Annotated in this window: 15 protein-coding genes and 1 pseudogene; 13 read left to right on the top strand and 3 right to left on the bottom strand. The window is 68.0% G+C overall.

Annotation, left to right across the window (positions count from 1 at the left end; translation table 11 throughout):
• Positions 1 to 328: 328 nt before the first annotated feature.
• Positions 329 to 781: a VOC family protein gene (locus RZ1_RS19715; protein ID WP_072814191.1), complete on the bottom strand. Its 453-nt coding sequence runs from the start codon at positions 779 to 781 to the stop codon at positions 329 to 331.
• Between the two features lie 162 nt (positions 782 to 943).
• Between RZ1_RS19715 and RZ1_RS19710 the strand changes: the two genes are divergently transcribed.
• The 4 genes from RZ1_RS19710 (at position 944) to RZ1_RS19695 (ending at position 4,778) form a co-directional block, all read left to right on the top strand.
• The gene (locus RZ1_RS19710; RefSeq protein ID WP_072814190.1) at positions 944 to 1,906 is read left to right on the top strand and encodes a pirin family protein; all 963 of its coding nucleotides are present in this window, start codon (positions 944 to 946) and stop codon (positions 1,904 to 1,906) included.
• Positions 1,907 to 1,950: 44 nt separating this feature from the next.
• The gene (locus RZ1_RS19705) at positions 1,951 to 2,727 is read left to right on the top strand and encodes a pirin family protein (protein WP_072814189.1); all 777 of its coding nucleotides are present in this window, start codon (positions 1,951 to 1,953) and stop codon (positions 2,725 to 2,727) included.
• Positions 2,728 to 2,783: 56 nt separating this feature from the next.
• Complete coding sequence (locus tag RZ1_RS19700) at positions 2,784 to 3,716, top strand: PaaI family thioesterase (protein WP_139281901.1); 933 nt, start codon at positions 2,784 to 2,786, stop codon at positions 3,714 to 3,716.
• A gap of 90 nt (positions 3,717 to 3,806) precedes the next feature.
• Positions 3,807 to 4,778 carry a peptidase associated/transthyretin-like domain-containing protein gene (locus tag RZ1_RS19695; RefSeq protein ID WP_072814188.1) on the top strand — a complete coding sequence of 324 codons (972 nt, stop codon included), beginning with the start codon at positions 3,807 to 3,809 and terminating at the stop codon, positions 4,776 to 4,778.
• Between the two features lie 29 nt (positions 4,779 to 4,807).
• Here RZ1_RS19695 and RZ1_RS19690 read toward each other — a convergent pair whose 3' ends face one another.
• Positions 4,808 to 5,995 carry a serine hydrolase domain-containing protein gene (locus RZ1_RS19690; RefSeq protein WP_072814207.1) on the bottom strand — a complete coding sequence of 396 codons (1,188 nt, stop codon included), beginning with the start codon at positions 5,993 to 5,995 and terminating at the stop codon, positions 4,808 to 4,810.
• A 155-nt stretch (positions 5,996 to 6,150) separates the two neighbouring features.
• Between RZ1_RS19690 and RZ1_RS19685 the strand changes: the two genes are divergently transcribed.
• Positions 6,151 to 8,124: a M13 family metallopeptidase gene (locus tag RZ1_RS19685; protein WP_072814187.1), complete on the top strand. Its 1,974-nt coding sequence runs from the start codon at positions 6,151 to 6,153 to the stop codon at positions 8,122 to 8,124.
• A gap of 63 nt (positions 8,125 to 8,187) precedes the next feature.
• On the opposite strand, the gene RZ1_RS19680 is transcribed toward RZ1_RS19685, so the two are convergent.
• Positions 8,188 to 8,805: a TetR/AcrR family transcriptional regulator gene (locus RZ1_RS19680; RefSeq protein WP_072814186.1), complete on the bottom strand. Its 618-nt coding sequence runs from the start codon at positions 8,803 to 8,805 to the stop codon at positions 8,188 to 8,190.
• A gap of 179 nt (positions 8,806 to 8,984) precedes the next feature.
• Between RZ1_RS19680 and RZ1_RS19675 the strand changes: the two genes are divergently transcribed.
• The 8 genes and pseudogenes from RZ1_RS19675 (at position 8,985) to RZ1_RS30580 (ending at position 16,353) form a co-directional block, all read left to right on the top strand.
• Complete coding sequence (locus RZ1_RS19675) at positions 8,985 to 10,217, top strand: AMP-binding protein (protein ID WP_072814185.1); 1,233 nt, start codon at positions 8,985 to 8,987, stop codon at positions 10,215 to 10,217.
• Positions 10,171 to 10,584, top strand: coding sequence for an AMP-binding enzyme (locus RZ1_RS19670; RefSeq protein ID WP_083583793.1), 414 nt, complete (start codon positions 10,171 to 10,173; stop codon positions 10,582 to 10,584). Before RZ1_RS19675 ends, RZ1_RS19670 begins: the two co-directional genes overlap by 47 nt.
• On the top strand, positions 10,581 to 11,402 hold the full coding sequence (locus RZ1_RS19665) for an alpha/beta fold hydrolase (protein WP_072814183.1): 822 nt from the start codon (positions 10,581 to 10,583) through the stop codon (positions 11,400 to 11,402). Before RZ1_RS19670 ends, RZ1_RS19665 begins: the two co-directional genes overlap by 4 nt.
• Positions 11,403 to 11,431: 29 nt before the next feature.
• Complete coding sequence (locus tag RZ1_RS19660; protein WP_072814182.1) at positions 11,432 to 12,193, top strand: SDR family NAD(P)-dependent oxidoreductase; 762 nt, start codon at positions 11,432 to 11,434, stop codon at positions 12,191 to 12,193.
• Positions 12,186 to 13,568 (top strand): amidase, encoded by a 1,383-nt coding sequence (locus RZ1_RS19655; protein ID WP_072814181.1) that lies wholly within the window; start codon positions 12,186 to 12,188, stop codon positions 13,566 to 13,568. Before RZ1_RS19660 ends, RZ1_RS19655 begins: the two co-directional genes overlap by 8 nt.
• On the top strand, positions 13,565 to 14,368 hold the full coding sequence (locus RZ1_RS19650; RefSeq protein ID WP_072814180.1) for an enoyl-CoA hydratase/isomerase family protein: 804 nt from the start codon (positions 13,565 to 13,567) through the stop codon (positions 14,366 to 14,368). Before RZ1_RS19655 ends, RZ1_RS19650 begins: the two co-directional genes overlap by 4 nt.
• Before the next feature lie 23 nt (positions 14,369 to 14,391).
• Positions 14,392 to 15,559, top strand: a pseudogene (locus RZ1_RS19645) (acyl-CoA dehydrogenase family protein).
• Positions 15,556 to 16,353 carry a MaoC/PaaZ C-terminal domain-containing protein gene (locus RZ1_RS30580; RefSeq protein WP_072814179.1) on the top strand — a complete coding sequence of 266 codons (798 nt, stop codon included), beginning with the start codon at positions 15,556 to 15,558 and terminating at the stop codon, positions 16,351 to 16,353. Before RZ1_RS19645 ends, RZ1_RS30580 begins: the two are co-directional and overlap by 4 nt.
• The last annotated feature ends 27 nt before the right edge of the window (positions 16,354 to 16,380 follow it).

Genomic DNA, 16,380 nt, shown 5'->3' with positions numbered 1-16,380 from the left:
CCCTGTCGGCCACTCGGACAGTCGTCCAACATCGTTTATGCACCCGGTGCCACCTGCGGGGATACGCGCTATTCCCTCGTTACGATCAGAAATTGCCTACGCCGAATTCGCCGGTACCGACGAATTGCCGGCGATTTGCCGACGCCGGGGCAGAATTGTTCGCGGCAGGCTGCTCGACGGTGCGGAATCGGGCCAGCCCGGTAATCCCGAGGGAGCCATGCGGGATCGCGCGGTTGTCCGCAGCACGATCACTCGGAGTCCGCTGACGACGGCCGCCGGGATCCGGCACAACCGAACCCCCGGGCAGCCCCGCCGAACGATCAACCGGTCAGGACTGCGCGGCACTCTCCGCCTGCGGCCCCATCGCGGCTGCCGCCGCCTCGACGTCCATCCACGACACCTCCCACACGTGGTTGTCGAGGTCGCGGAACGCCCGCCCGTACATGAATTCGACGTCCGCCTCGGCCGAACCCGGCGTGGTCCAGTCCGTTCCGCCGGCGGCGATCGCGGCGTCGACGATGCGGTCGACATCGGTGCGGCTGTCTGCGGAGAAGGCGAGTAGCACCTCCCGGGCCTTGCCGGTGTCGCAGATGTCGTCGTTGATGAAGTTCCGGAACCGCGGTTCCTCGAGGAACATGATGTAGGTCTGCTCGTTGATCTCCATGCACGCCGTGTTCGCGTCGCAGAACATCTCATTGAACGTGAACCCGAGAGTGTCGAAGAAGGCGCGGGTCGCGGTGACGTCCTTGACGGGGAGGTTGGCGAAGAGCATGCGGGACATGTGGGCTCCTGAGGGTCGCGGTCCGCGGTGCGGGCCGATCGGTGCGGTCCCATGGTTCGACTCGCAGACGCGCAGAAACTCATCACGTACCCGGTCGGGAACATTCTGCCCGTCATCCGGGTTAATATAGTTGCATAGTCAACTACTTGAGAGGAGCCCGCGATGCCCGCGGTCACCGTCGACAACATCCTGACCCTGCCCCGGATCGAGGCCCCGGCACCCGATCGTCCCGCGCGCCCGGTGCTCGGTGTGCGTACCGCCCCGGTGGGTTACGAGGGCGAGGGCTTCCCCGTCCGCCGCGCGTTCGCGGGAATCGACCAACGTTTCCTCGATCCCTTCATCCACATGGACCAGATGGGCGAGGTCCAGTACGGGCCGGGCGAACCGAAGGGGACCCCGTGGCATCCGCACCGCGGATTCGAGACCGTGACGTACATGATCGACGGCATCCTCGAGCACAAGGACTCGAACGGCGGCGGCACGATCACCGGCGGCGACACCCAGTGGATGACCGCCGGCGCGGGCATCCTGCACATCGAAGCGCCGCCCGAGCACGTGGTCGTCAGCGGCGGACTGTTCCACGGCGTGCAACTGTGGGTGAACCTGCCTCGCGACAACAAGATGGCACAGCCGCGCTATCAGGACATCTCCGGCAGCAACGTGGCGCTCGCGTCGTCGCCCGACGGCGGCACCCTGATCCGCGTCGTCGCCGGTGAGATCGGTGGTGTGCACGGTCCGGGCGTCACCCACACCCCGATCGCGCTCGCCCACCTCACGATCGCGCCCGGCGCCTCGGTGACGCTGCCGTGGAACACCGAGTACAACGCGCTCGCCTACGTCCTGGCCGGCGACGGCACCGCCGGCGCCGAACAGGCACCGGCTCGCTCGGGACAGACCGTGGTGTTCGGACCGAAGGGCGACTCGATCACGCTGACCGCGGCCGCGGCGCAGGATTCACGTACCGAGTCGTTCGAGGTCTTCCTGTTGGGCGGCAGGCCGATTCGCGAGCCGGTCGCGATGTACGGACCGTTCGTCATGAACACGAAGGCCGAGATCATTCAGGCCTTCGAGGACTACCAGGCCGGTCGCCTCGGTTCGGTCCCCGCCGAGCACGAACAGCGGTAACCGCACCCCGACTAGGCTGAAATACGCACTTCGAGAGGAACACCATGTCGCAGACCCCGCTGATCGACGTCCGGCGCGCCGCCGACCGGATGAAGACGAAGATCGACTGGCTGGATTCGAAGCACTCCTTCTCGTTCGGCCACCACTACGATCCGGACAACACCCACCACGGCCTGCTGCTGGTCAACAACGACGACATCGTCTCGCCCGGAAAGGGTTTCGACACCCATCCGCACCGCGACATGGAGATCGTGACGTGGGTGCTGCGCGGCAGCCTGGTGCACCAGGATTCGATCGGACATTCCGGCGTGATCTATCCCGGGCTCGCCCAGCGGATGAGCGCCGGAACCGGCATCCTGCACTCGGAGAAGAACGACTCGTGGCGTCTCGACGGCGTCACCGGCACGCACGCGACCGAGCACGCGAATCCGGTGCGGTTCGTCCAGATGTGGGTCGCGCCCGACGAGGCCGGCATCACGCCCGGCTACGAGCAGCTCGAGATCGACGACGAACTGATGCGCGGCGGTCTGGTGCCTGTCGCCTCCGGGATGGCGAAGGACCGCGACCACGCGGCGATCCGGATCCACAACAAGTACGCGGGCCTGTCGGTCGCGCGGCTGCAGCCGGACCGGACGGTGACCCTGCCCGAGGCGCCGTACCTGCACGTCTTCGTCGCCGAGGGCAGCGCCGACCTCGAGGGTGTCGGCCCGCTCGCCGAGGGCGACGCGGTGCGGTTGACGAACTCCGGTGGGCAGCGCCTGAGCGCCACCACCGGAGCCGAGGTCCTCGTCTGGGAGATGCACGCGACCATCGGCCGGTGATGACCGTCCGATGACCTCACCGATCGCTCGGTAAGGGACAGTGGTAGAGAGAACGGGTGACCATCAGCACCCAGACCCTCCCGCTCGACCGGCCCGTCACAGTCATGGGCATCACGCGGGAGACTTTCTCATCCGATTCCACGCAGATCGCCCAGACGCTCGGTCCGAGGCTGCTCGATCATCGCGGTGTCACCACGATCGGGTCGATGGGTGTGTTCACGGACGTCGTGATCGGCGCACCGGCCGCCGCCGCGCTGCGGGACCGGATGGGTGGCCCGGTCGGCACCGTCCTCGCGCAGTTGAGTGTGTCGGCGGCGAACCCGTTCCCGTCCGACGGCACGATCGTCGGCACCGGCCGGGCCCTGCACACCGACGACTCGACCGCGCTGGCCGAAGCCGAGATCGTGGACGCATCGGGCAGTCTCGTCGCCCACGTCGTCGGCCGGGCCATGGCCGTCGGACGCGCACGCTCCGACGATCCCGAGACCCTGCCGGCCGCAGTGGCGCTGAGCGTTCCCGAACCCGAGCCGTGGGCCGCATCGGAGTCCCTCGCCGGACGGTCCGGGCTCGGCATCGTCGAGGGCATCGTCGACGGCACGATCGCGCGGGGGCCGCTGGCCGCGATCCTCGGCCTGCGCGTGCAGCGTGCCGAACGCGGGCGTGTCGACGGCCTCGTCACACCGGCCGAATGGATGGCCAACCCGTTCGGCTCGATCCACGGCGGCGTGCTCGTGTCCATCGCCGACACGATCACCGGACTCGCCGCCCAGACCCTCACCGAGACGGGCGGGCAGTACCGGATCCTCAACCTGAGCATCGACTACCTGCGCTCCCCCGACGCCCCGGGTCCCGATATCCGGGCCCACGCCGAGGTGGTCCGGGCCGGGCGACGGCTCGCCACGATCGAAGCGCGACTGACCGGCGACGACGGCACGGTGTACTTCCGTGCCCACGCGAACGCGCAGCTGCACGCGGCGACCTCCGACTGACCGGCACACAGGAACCTCGCAGGAAGCTCACCACCGGCGTCCAGGCCCGCGCGCCACGATGGAGTCACGATCTCGACACCGGGAGGAACCGTGAACAAAGACGTGGAGCTCAGCCGCAAACGGGTGAGCCGTAGGCGGGCACTGGCGCTCGGCGGAACCATCAGCCTCGGCGGCCTGCTCGCGGCCGCGTGCGGCACCGACAGCGGCAGCAGCACCGCGACGTCCGCGGCCGGCTCCGCGACCACGGACGCGACCGCGACCACCTCGGGCAGCATCGAGGATCAGCTCCGGGCGCTCCTCGACCAGGCCCCGAACTGCGTGATGACGAGCGAGGAGACCCAGGGACCGTACTGGTTCGACGTCGACTCCATCCGCCGCGACATCCGGGAGGATCGTCCCGGCCTGGAACTGCAGCTCGCGCTTCGCGTGCAGGATCTGCGAAACTGCAGCACCGACGGCTCCGCGAGCGCGGTCGCGAACGCGGTCGTCGAGATCTGGCACTGCGATGCCGGCGGGGTGTATTCGGGTTTCGAATCCGGTTCCATCGCCGCCGACCAGGGCGGTGGCGGGGGACGTGGACCCGGCGGTCCACCCCCCGGTGGTTCCGGTGCCATGACCCCGCCCGAGGGAATGCAGCCACCGGACGGGATGTCGCCGCCCGGCGGCGTTGCCGGTTCCGGGGAGACCTCGGACGGTTCGTACAGCGTCGGCGACCGCGAGGCCACCACCACGGACGACGGCACATACCTGCGCGGCGCCCAGGTGACCGATGCGAGCGGCATCGCCTACTTCACGACGATCTTCCCGGGCTGGTACGTCGGGCGCACCGTGCACGTCCACGTGAAGGTGCACATCGACAAGTCGACGGTGCTCACCACGCAGCTGTACTTCGACGACGCCCTGGGCGACGAGATCTTCTCCACCGTCGACCCGTATACCGAGCACACCGGACGCGACACCCGCAACGACACCGACGGCATCTTCGACGAGTCGGGCATGGCAACCGTCTCGCGGCAGCCGGACCGGATCCTCGCAGCCGTCAATCTCGGTATCGACGGCTGATCCGGCAGATCGGGCGGCGCGCCGGGCAGTCAGGCGGCGCGCCGCGCGATCGACACCGCATCACCACCGAGACGCGGGAATCGCGCGTCGGCGATCGTCGTCGTCAGGTTGCTCCCGAGCCGATTCGTCACGAACGCGATCGACAAACCGGTCTCGGGGTCCGCGAACGCGCCCGACCCGCCGAACCCGTAGTGTCCGATCGATCGTAACGGCTGCTCCCGCAAGGCAACCCAGCCCGGATGATAGCCGAGCCGCCAGTTCGGCCGGATTCCGAGCACGTAGTCGCGGCGCCGGGTCTGCACCTCGAGGACCTGGTCGAGGGTGTCCTCCTTCAGAAGCCGAACCCCGTCGAGCGTGCCGCCGTTCGCGAGCGCACCGTACATGCGGGCGAGCGCGCGGGCACTGAACACGCCGTTCCAGCCGGGCATCACGGCGTCGTGCGCCGACGGGCTGCGCATCAGCTCGTCGAAGCCTTCCGCCATGCCCGCTTCCGCGATGCCCCGGACCCCCGGCAACCGCGACATCACCCGCGCGGTGGCGCTCCACGACGAGGGCAGCGGGTTCACCCTGGGGAACACCGGTGCCAGTCGTCGCCTCTCGTTCTGCGGAACCCGGAACCAGAATTCGCGCAGACCCAGCGGTCCGGCGAGTTCCTGCTCGACCAGTTCCGGGAAGGTCCGGCCGGTCACTCGGCAGGCGATCTCCGCGACGAGGTTGCCGTAGGTGACCGCGTGGTATCCGGGCCCGGACAGCCTGCGCCGATCGGGTGGGGCAGCCGCGAGCGCCTTCGCGACGGCATCGGAGTCCAGCAGGTCGAGCGGACCGGGCATCAGTCCGCGCACCCGGTGCAGCCCCGCACGATGCGACATCAGTTCGCGGATCGTGATCGCTTCCTTGCCGGCGGCACCGAACTCCGGCCAGTACGCGGCGACGGGATCGTCGTATTTCACGAGGCCGCGTTCGGCGAGGCGGTGCAGCACGGTGCTGGCCACGCCCTTGCCGGTCGAGAAGGACAACGCCACCGTGTCGTGCGCCCACCGGCGGTCGCGGGTGGCCCATCCGGCCCAGATGTCGAGGACCGGCTCGCCGTACAGGTAGGCCGCCAGCGCCCCGCCGCCCTGCTGCCGTGTGCGGAACATCCGGAAGAACCGATCGGCGACCTGCAGGAATCGAGGATCGACGATCATCTGCGTCGGCGGTACTGCGTCCGCGGTCATGGCCGTGTGCTCCCGAATCTTCTCGTTCGATGCCCCGTCCACGATCGTACGACCGGTATGCAACCGCCATCGGCGCGTTCGGTACAACCAGACGAGCCACCGCTCGTGCAGCACCCGTCTGCACCGGTCTCCGTTTCGGTGTAAGGATGGTTCGCATGACCATCGCGCAGCACTCGGAGGCACGGCACTCCGGCATCGACCTCAGTCACGTCGACGAGGGCACCCGCGCCCAGGACGACCTGTTCGAGCACGTCAACGGCCGTTGGCTGGCCACGCACGAGATCCCCGCCGACCGCGCGCTCGACGGCGCGTTCCGCACGCTCGCGGACAAGGCCGAGGTCGACGTGCGGACGATCATCGAGGAGGCCGCCGCGTCCGATGCTCCGGCAGGTACCGACGCCCGGAAGATCGGTGACCTGTTCACCAGCTTCATGGACACCGAGCGGATCGAGGCGGCCGGGCTCACCCCGATTGCCGGCGAACTCGACGCGGTCGCCGATGCGGCGGACCGGGCCGAGCTGGCCACGATCCTCGGACAGTTGCAGCGGGTCGGCGCGGGCGGCGCGATCGGACACTACGTCGACACCGATTCGAAGAACTCCGAGCGCTACCTCATGCACGTCACCCAGTCGGGTATCGGGCTGCCCGACGAGTCGTACTACCGCGAGGACCGCTACGCCGAGATCCGCGACGAGTACGTCGCCCACATCGGCCGCATGTTTGCCCTGGCCGGACTGGACCACGATCCGCAGCGGGTCCTCGCGCTCGAGACGAGGCTCGCGTCCGGCCACTGGGACGTCGTCAAGCGCCGCGACGCCGACCTGTCGTACAACCTGACCACCCTCGACGCACTGCGCACCGAGCAGGCCGGGTTCGACTGGTCGGGCTGGATCGCCGGCCTCGGGTCGACGCCCGGGCAGTGGGCCGAGATCGTGGTCCGGCAGCCGAGTTTCCTGGACGTGTTCACCCGGGTGTGGACCGAGGAGTCGCTCGACGACTGGAAGATCTGGGCGGCCTGGCGTGTCCTGCGGGCTCGGGCCCCGTATCTCACCGAAGCGCTCGTGGACGAGAACTTCGCGTTCTCCGGCCGCACCATGACCGGCGCGCAGGAGAACCGCGAACGCTGGAAGCGCGGCGTCTCGCTCGTGCAGGATCTGCTCGGCGAGGCCGTCGGGAAGCTGTATGTCGAGCGGCATTTCCCGGTGGAGGCGAAGATCCGCATGCAGGTGCTCGTCGAGAATCTGCAGGAGGCGTATCGGCGCAGCATCACCGATCTCGAGTGGATGAGCCCCGAGACACGGACCGCCGCGCTGAAGAAGCTCGACAAGTTCACGCCGAAGATCGGCTACCCGGACGTCTGGCGCGACTACTCGGCCGTCATCGTCGACGCCACCGATCTCGTCGGGAACTACCGCAGCGGGTACGCCGCCGAATACGACCGGGATCTCGCGAAGCTCGGTGGTCCGGTGGACCGCAACGAATGGTTCATGACACCGCAGACCGTCAACGCGTACTACAACCCGGGCATGAACGAGATCGTGTTTCCCGCCGCGATCCTCCAGCCGCCCTTCTTCGACCTGCATGCCGACGACGCCGCCAACTACGGCGGGATCGGCGCGGTCATCGGCCACGAGATCGGCCACGGCTTCGACGACCAGGGCGCCAAGTACGACGGCGACGGCAATCTCGAGAACTGGTGGACCGATTCGGATCGCGAGGAGTTCGGGAAGCGGACCGCCGCATTGATCGCGCAGTACGACGAGTTCGAGCCGAAAGCCCTACCGGGACAGCGTGTCAACGGGAGTTTCACGATCGGCGAGAACATCGGCGATCTGGGCGGCCTGTCGATCGCACTGAAGGCCTACGAGATCGCGTTGGACGGTGAACCGGCTCCGGTGATCGACGGACTGACCGGCCTGCAGCGGGTGTTCTTCGGCTGGGCGCAGGTGTGGCGCACCAAGGTTCGCAACGAGGAGGCAACCCGCCGGCTCGCCGTCGACCCGCATTCTCCGCCGGAATTCCGGTGCAACGGTGTGGTGCGGAACATCGACTCCTTCTACGAGGCGTTCGACGTGACTCCGGGAGACGCACTGTATCTGGAACCTGAAGCGCGCGTGAAGATCTGGTGATCACCGCACACGGCGACCGTTCCCGCTGCTCGCGGGGCGGTCGCCGTTCGCAGTCGAGCCGGACTATGCCTCGGCCGTGAAGAACGTCCGAAACCAGATCCGCGTGACGACCTCCGCGGCCTGGTCGATCGGGATCGGCGACTTCTGCAGCGCGTCCTGGGCGTACCAGACATAGGCCGACTGCTCGACCATGCACGCCATCGCCTCCACGACGACCCGCACCGGCTGCCCGCCGCACTCCTCGATCCCGCACTTGAGCCGGAGCACGGTGGTGAAACGATCGATGTGCCGGTTGCGCATCTGCCACCAGAACTCGCGGAACTTCGGTTCGACGCTCGCCGCCTCCACGAGCGTCCGCATGATGTCGCGGTTTTCGTAGTAGTGCGACAGATAGCCCGTATTGGATTCGAGCAGCGTCTCGTACGGCTCGGCTTCCAGCCGGTGCTCGGTCGCCCCGCTCGCCCGGAACAGGTCGTCGTGGGTGTCGGCGATCAGCGCCGAGAACAGGTCGTCCTTGTCCTTGAAATACCGGTAGAGACCGCCGAGCGACATTCCCGCCTCCGTGGCCACCCCGCTCATCGTGGTCCCGACGTAGCCGTCGCGAGCGAATACCGAACGGGCGGCGTCGAGAAGGCGGGTCCGGGTGCGACGTCCCTTGGTGGTGTTCGGCACGTGCGTCATGACACTCCTTTTCGTTGTGGGCATCGTAACCGCTTCACAGCCCGATACGCGGAGTTTACAAAAAAGCGACGTCACTCTCTTGACTGTGGCCCGGGCAACATCCAGAATCGGTGCATCGAAGTCGCGACGCATCCACCGCCGCGCCCTCCCCACCCGACTTCTCACCGAACGGAGTCACCGTGAACTCCAGCCCATCCACCCTTGCCTGCGACACTCTCGACGAGCGTTCGACACGCGAACCCGCGAACGGAACACCCCTCGGCCTGTTCCGCGCACACCTCGACCGGGACCCCCACGCCCCAGCGGTCCGCGACGACCGGGGCAACTCGCTGAGCCGCAGGCAGCTGTGGGACCTCGCGACCGACATCGGGCGGGAGCTGTCGGACCACGGACTCGTGGCGGGCGACGTCGCCGTCCTGTGCCTGCCGAACTGGACGGAGTGGATGGCCGCATACCTGGCGGTCGTCCGCGCAGGCCTGATCCCCGGAACACTCCCGGTCACCACCGATCCGAAGTCCATCGCCTACACCGCGAATCTCGTCGGAGCTCGGGCGGTCGTGCTCCCTCGCGCACATCGCGGCCGCGACTTCGTTGCCGAATCAGATTCGCTTGCAGCGGAACTCGGAAGATTCGTCCACGTTCTGCTCATCGACGGCGACCACGAGAACCGAACCTGGCGGACGTTCGACGGCCCGCCGGCCCGGATTCCCGACTATCCGGCCGGCACTGCGCACATCCTGTTCTCGTCCAGCACCACCGGTAAGTCGAAGGCGATCGCGCACTCCGACGCGAGCCTGAGTGCCTACAACCGGTCCGTCATCGACCGGTACTCGGTTACCGGCGAACGCCCGATCTTCATGCCGTCTCCACTGGGACACAGCACCGGCTTCTGGCACGGCGCGCGGATGTCGATGATGACCGGCGCGACGCTGATCCTGCAGGACGCGTGGAACGCCCGGCAGGCCCTCGAGCTCGTGGACCGGTATGGGTGCGAAATCACCGTCGCAGCAACTCCTTTCCTCAAGGATGTGGTCGACGCCGAGTGGAATGCCGATGCACCCAAGCTGAACGGGATGCGGGTATTCCTCTGCGGCGGGGCACCGGTCGCCCCGAGCCTGATCGCATCGGCCCAGAAGCAGATGCCCGGCACCCGGATCGCGGCGATATGGGCGATGAGCGAGGGTGGAGCGACCTCCAGCCTCCCGGACGACACCGTCGAACTCGTCGCCCGGACCTGCGGACGGACCATGCCCGGAGTCGAGCTCGAGACGATCACTACCGGCGGCGAACTCGCCCCCCGCGGCACCGACGGAGAGATCGTCATGCACACCGTCGCTGTTCCTCGGATACATCGGGCAGAACGAGATGTATCGCGAATCCTTCACGGCGGACGGCTGGTTCCGGACCGGTGACACCGGAATCGTCGACGACGACGGCTACCTGCGGTTGACCGGCCGCATCAAGGACCTCATCATCCGCGGCGGGGTGAATATCTCCCCTGTCGAGATCGAGAACGCACTCGCCGGCCATCCGCAGATCGCCCGTATCGCCGTGATCGGAAGCCCCGATGACCGGCTCGGAGAGCGCATCTGCGCCGTGATCGAACCCCGTGGCACAGCACCCGAATTCGCGGAGTTGCTCGACTGGCTCGCCGACAACGGCGTACCCCGCCGGCTGTGGCCGGAATCCGTTCGCGTGATCGACGGCATGCCGGAGACGCCGGCCGGAAAGATCCGCAAGAACATTCTCAGAGAAATGATCACGGAGGAGATCGCATGACCAGCGGCATCGAGGAAGCCTTGTCCACCCACACCGCAACGCTCGGCGACATCGATGTCACCTACAGCCGTTCCGGCACCGGCCCGGCCGTGGTCCTCATCCACGGGCTCGCCGAGGATCACCTGAGCTGGCGCAAGGTGCAGGAGGCCGACCTCGGAGTCACCACCTACGCCTACGACCTGCGCGGACACGGCAGTACCACGGTAGGGACGCCCGACGGTTCGCTCGCCCAGCTGCGCGACGACCTGATCGCTTTCCTCGAGAACGTCACCGGTCCCGCGATCTGTGTCGGTTTCTCGCTCGGGGGCACGGTCGTCCTTTCCGCCGCTGCCGTCCGCCCGGACCTGCTGCCGACGGTCGTCGCCCTCGGCACGTCGAGCGTCGTCGGACGCGGCGCAGCCTCCTTCTATGCCGGCCGCATCGAACTCTTCCGTGGCACAGACCGTGCCGAACAGCGCGACGCTCTGCGCGCGGACACCGCTGCAGCGCTTCACAATCCTGCCTCCGACGTCGACGCCGTCACCGAGGCCCGGATCGCCGCGGTCGGCGACGCCGCCGGCTACATCAACGCCTCGACCGCGATGGCAGCTCTTGTCGAATCTCCCCTGACCCCTGAACTGACGAAGATCGGCTCCGACGTCGAGGTGACCATCATCGGCGCCGATCACGACAGCTTCTGCCCGAAGAAGGCCGCCGACATCATCCTCGGCGCCGTCGAACACGCCGCCTACGCCGAGATCACCGACGCCGGCCACCTGATGCTCGTCGATCAGCCCGAGCAGACGGTCGCGCTGCTCGAACGCATTATCGGTCACTGACTTCCACTGCTCCATATCCGAAAGGCCTCATGATGCAAGAACGCCCCACCGCCCTCGTCACCGCCGCCGCGGGCGCCGGTATCGGCGCAGCCATCGCGACCCGCCTCGCGGCGGACGGATTCGACGTCGTGATCACCGACATCCACGAACGCCGCCGCCAGGAACTCGCGGACAAGCTGGCCGCCGAGTTCGGCCGTGAATTCACCCACCACGCCCTCGACGTCACCGACGAGGCACAGGTGGAGTCCGTCATCGGCGAAATCGCCTCGACGAAGGGGCGGTTGGACGTCCTCGTGAACAACGCCGGCTGGAGCAAAATCGAACCCGTCGCCGAAATGTCCTCCGACACTTGGCGACGGTGCCTCGACGTCGACCTGAACGGCACGTTCTACACGATGCGTCACGCCCTGCCGATCATGCAGCAGAACAATTCCGGCGCGATCGTCAACATCAGCTCGATCGCGGCGTACGAGACCAGCACCGAGCACGGCGCCGCCTACTCGGCCGCCAAGGCGGGCGTCCTGGCACTGACACGGGTCGCGGCCGCCGAGAACGGCAAGTTCGGTATCCGTGTCAACGCCGTCACCCCCGGTCTGATCTACAACGACTTCCTCCGGAAGATCTACCCCGACGAGTTCTTCTCCGGCTACGCCGAGAATCGGTCCCTCGTGGGTCGTGTCGGCCGTCCCGAGGACGTCGCCGGTCTGGTCTCCTTCCTCGTCGGCCCGGACTCGGGCTACGTCACCGGTGAGGTGTACGGAATCAGCGGAGGGGTGCATCCGCATGGCTGACCAGCATCTGTACCTTCCGGTCCGCGACCTCACCGACGCCTTCGCCCGCGGCGACCTCAGCCCCGTCGACGTCACCGAAGAGGTCCTCGAGCGCATCGAGCGGGTCAACCCGCAGGTGCACGCGTACGTCACCGCCCTCCCGGAGCTCGCCCGCGTGCAGGCCGCCGACGCAGCCGAGCGTTACCGACGCGGCGACCGGGCCCCGCTGCTCGGAGTGCCGGTGTCGATCAAGGACGCCTTCCACCTCGCCGACACCGAGACCACCCTCGGGTCACTGACGCAGCGCGGCCGCATCGCCCGATCCGATTCCGGGGTCGTGGCGCGACTGCGTGCCGCCGGGGCGGTCATGCCCGGCAAGACGAACGTGCCGGAGTTCTGCCAGTCCGCCACGAGCGACAATCTGCTCGGGCCGGACACCGGCAACCCGTGGGACGTTTCCCGGACTCCGGGTGGCTCGAGCGGTGGCGCCGCCGCATCCGTCGGCGCCGGGCTGGCCACGATCGCGCTCGGATCGGACGGCGGCGGATCCATTCGGATCCCGGCCGCGTTCTGCGGACTCGTCGGATTCAAGCCCACCACCGGGCTGTGTGCGGACGAGCGGGGCTTCCGAGCCATGACGGACTTCGTCACCGCGGGCCCTCTGGCCTGGACCGTCGACGACGCCCGCCTCATGGTCGAGGTCCTCGCGGAGACGACGTTCGAGCGCGTGGCCGTGTCCCGTCAGCGGATCGCCTACTGCCCGCGACCGGACGGACGCCCTGTCGATCCCGCGATCGCCGACCGGCTCGCCGCAGTCGCGGCGACATTGTCCGATCTCGGGCACGAGGTCGTCGAGACCGAAATCCCGATCGAGGGCTGGAACGAGATCTTCGGACCCCTCGTCCTCGACGACGAACTGCGCGAACGTGGGCATCTGCTGGACCGGCCGGAGTTGCTCACCTCGTACGAGCACGCCAGCCTGCGTGCCGCCACGAAGCTCCGCAGCGCAGACGTCGCGGCCGCCAGGGAAGCACTGCCCGTGTTCCGCCGCCGGATCGGCGAATTCCTGCACGGCTTCGACGCGATCCTCACTCCCACCGTCGCCTTCCCGCACGGCGAGCGGCCGGCAACCATCGACGGGACCGACGTCGACTGGCTGTGGGGAGCGTTCCCGTTCACCTCGCCGTTCAACGTGGCCGGGACACCCGCGATCACTCTGCCGGCCGGACTCTCCGACGGCCTGCCGATCGGCGCGCAACTCGTCGCTGCTCGCGGTCGTGATGCCGCGCTGCTCAACTTGGCCGAATCTCTGGAAGCCTCATTGAATTTCGACTACTCGCCGGTGCGGTCCCGCTGGGACCTGGCGTACCTGCCGCAGCCGGAGCCGGTGTCGTGACCGCGCCCGGGCTCGCATTCCACCGGCAGGGCGACGACGTCCTCGAGGTCGTCCTCTCCCGGTCAGAGCTGCGAAATGCACTGTCCCGGAGTCTTCTCCGGGAGATCCGCGCGACGTTCGACGCTCTTCCGGACGGTGCTCGCGCCGTAGTGCTCACCAGTGCCGGATCGGTCTTCAGCGCCGGGGCGGACTTCGCGGACCTGACGGGCACCTCCGCCGACCTGGAGTACGACCGGGACCTCGACGCGGCGTGCACCGCGATCCGGCGCAGCGCTGTTCCGGTGATCGCCGCCGTCGACGGCCCGTGCGTCGGTGCCGGCGTCGAGCTCGCGCTCTCGTGCGATGCCCGAGTCGTCGGCGCCGGTGCCTGGTTCCGGGTTCCCGCAGTCGAACTCGGTCTGCTCTACAACCCGACATCGATCCGGCGGATCCACGCGACCCTGCCCCGCGCCACGGTCACCCGGTTGCTGGTCCTCGCGGAGAGGTTCGACGCCGACGATTCCGTGCGCAGTGGTCTCGCGACCCATCGGGCCGTCGGCGATCCCCGCGACCGGGCGATCGCTCTCGCCGGAACACTCACGCGGACACCACAGGACGCTCTCGCCGCCACCCGCGCACTGCTCCACGAACTCGACAACGGTCACTACGACGACGCCGAATGGCAGGCCACCCGAATCCGCCTGCTCGACAGCACCGCCCGCCACGATGCGGTCGCGTCCGCCGCCGAACGCCACGGCGTCACCGCCGCCGAACGCCACGGCGTCACCGCCGCCGAGCGGCACGGCGTCACCGCCCGTTGATCCCCACCGACCCAAGGACTTCCATGACCAACACGTCACTCGCCCCCGACCCCCGCGACTTCCTCGCCCTCGAACAGCTTCTCAGCGACGAGGAGCGGATGGTCGCGCAGACCGTCCGCCAGTTCGTCGACGAGAAGATCAAGCCGAACGTCGGCGAATGGTTCGAGAACCACGACTTCCCGAAGGAGATGGCCCTCGAGTTCGGCAAGCTCGGCATGCTGGGTATGCACCTCGAAGGCTACGGCTGCGCCGGCATGAGCGCCGTCGCCTACGGAACAGCATGCCTCGAGCTCGAGGCAGGAGACAGCGGCGCCCGCAGCTTCGTCTCCGTCCAGGGCTCGCTCGCGATGTTCCCGATCTGGAAGTTCGGATCCGAGGAGCAGAAGCGGGAATGGTTGCCGCGCATGGCAGCCGGGGAGGCCATCGGCTGCTTCGGACTGACCGAACCGGACTCGGGCAGCGACCCGTCCAGCATGCGCACCACCGCTCGTCGTGACGGTGACGACTGGATCCTCAACGGCACCAAGATGTGGATCACCAACGGCAGCCTCGCCGATGTCGCCGTCATCTGGGCGCAGACCGACGAAGGCATCCGCGGTTTCGAAGACCGAGGGCTACCGGGCCCGCAAGATCGAGAAGAAGCTGTCGCTGCGCGCATCGGTCACCGCGGAAATCGTGCTCGACAATGTCCGCCTGCCCGGCTCCGCGGTTCTGCCCGGCGTCACCGGGATCAAGGGCCCGCTGTCATGCCTGAACGAGGCCCGCTTCGGCATCCTGTTCGGCGCAGTGGGCGCAGCCCGCGACTGCTACGAGACGGCCCTGGACTACACGCTGAGCCGTACCCAGTTCGGCAAGCCTCTTGCCGGATTCCAGCTCACCCAGGGCAAGCTGGCGGAACTGCTGATCCGGGTCAACCGAGCGCATCTGCTGGCCATCCACCTCGGCAAGCTCAAGGACGCGGGCAACCTCACCCCTGCGCAGATCAGTTTCGGCAAGAAGGACAACGTCGCGCAGGCCCTGCACGTCGCCCGCGAGGCTCGCGGCATGCTCGGCGCCAGTGGCATCACCCTGGAGTACCCGGTGATCCGGCACATGAACAATCTCGAATCCGTCTACACCTACGAGGGCACCAACGAGGTCCATACCTTGGTCCTCGGCCAGGCCGTCACGAACATCGGAGCGTTCCGGTGAACGCCGTCGCCGCCCTGAAGGGACACGACCTCGGCACCCGGGTCGTCTCGTACGACGAGTCCGACGCGATCCTGTACGCACTGTGCGTCGGGGCCGGTCCGAACCAGTTGCCTCTGGTGTACGAACGCGACCTGCATGTTCTTCCCACGTTCGGGCTCGGGCTGGGTCTGTGGGCCGTGGAGGAAGCCGGGACTCTCGGCGCCTACGACCGCCTGAAGTCGTTGCACGCCGCCCAGCAGCTCACCGTGCACGACCCGCTGCCGCGCGCCGGGAAGCTCGAGATGCGCGCCCGCGTCGCGGAGGTCTGGGACAAGGGTTCCGCGGCGACGATCGATATCGCCGTCGAATGCGAGCAGTTCACCGCGACCTACGCGATCCACCTGCCCGGGTCGGGCGGTTGGGGTGGTGAGCGCGCTCCGTCGTCTCCGCGCGTCGACCTCGACGGCGCCGAGTTCGAGGACCGGTTCCGGATCGAACCGAACCTTCCTGCCCTGTACCGTCTCACCGGCGACCTGCACCCGGTGCACATCGACCCCGCGGTGTCCGCCGGCTACGGATTCGCCCGGCCCATCCTGCACGGCTTGTGCACTCTCGGGATTGCCGCACGGTCGGTGGCCGCTGCGTCCGGCGCACAGCCGTGGGAGTTGAGCGAACTGCGGGCCCGGTTCGCGGCGCCCGTCCTGCCCGACAACACCCTCACCGTCCGAGCGCAGGCCGGCGCCGACGGCACCGATTTCGATGCGCGTATCGATGGCACCGGCGTGATCTCCGGCGGCCACGCCCGATTCCGATAGGTCGATGTCCGGTTCTACCGAAGGAAT

Source organism: Rhodococcus zopfii NBRC 100606 = JCM 9919 (assembly GCF_001895025.1).
Taxonomy (GTDB): Bacteria; Actinomycetota; Actinomycetes; order Mycobacteriales; family Mycobacteriaceae; genus Rhodococcus; species Rhodococcus zopfii.
The sequence above is the reverse complement of the archived record's forward strand: the minus strand, read 5'-3'. Positions and strand labels throughout refer to the sequence as shown.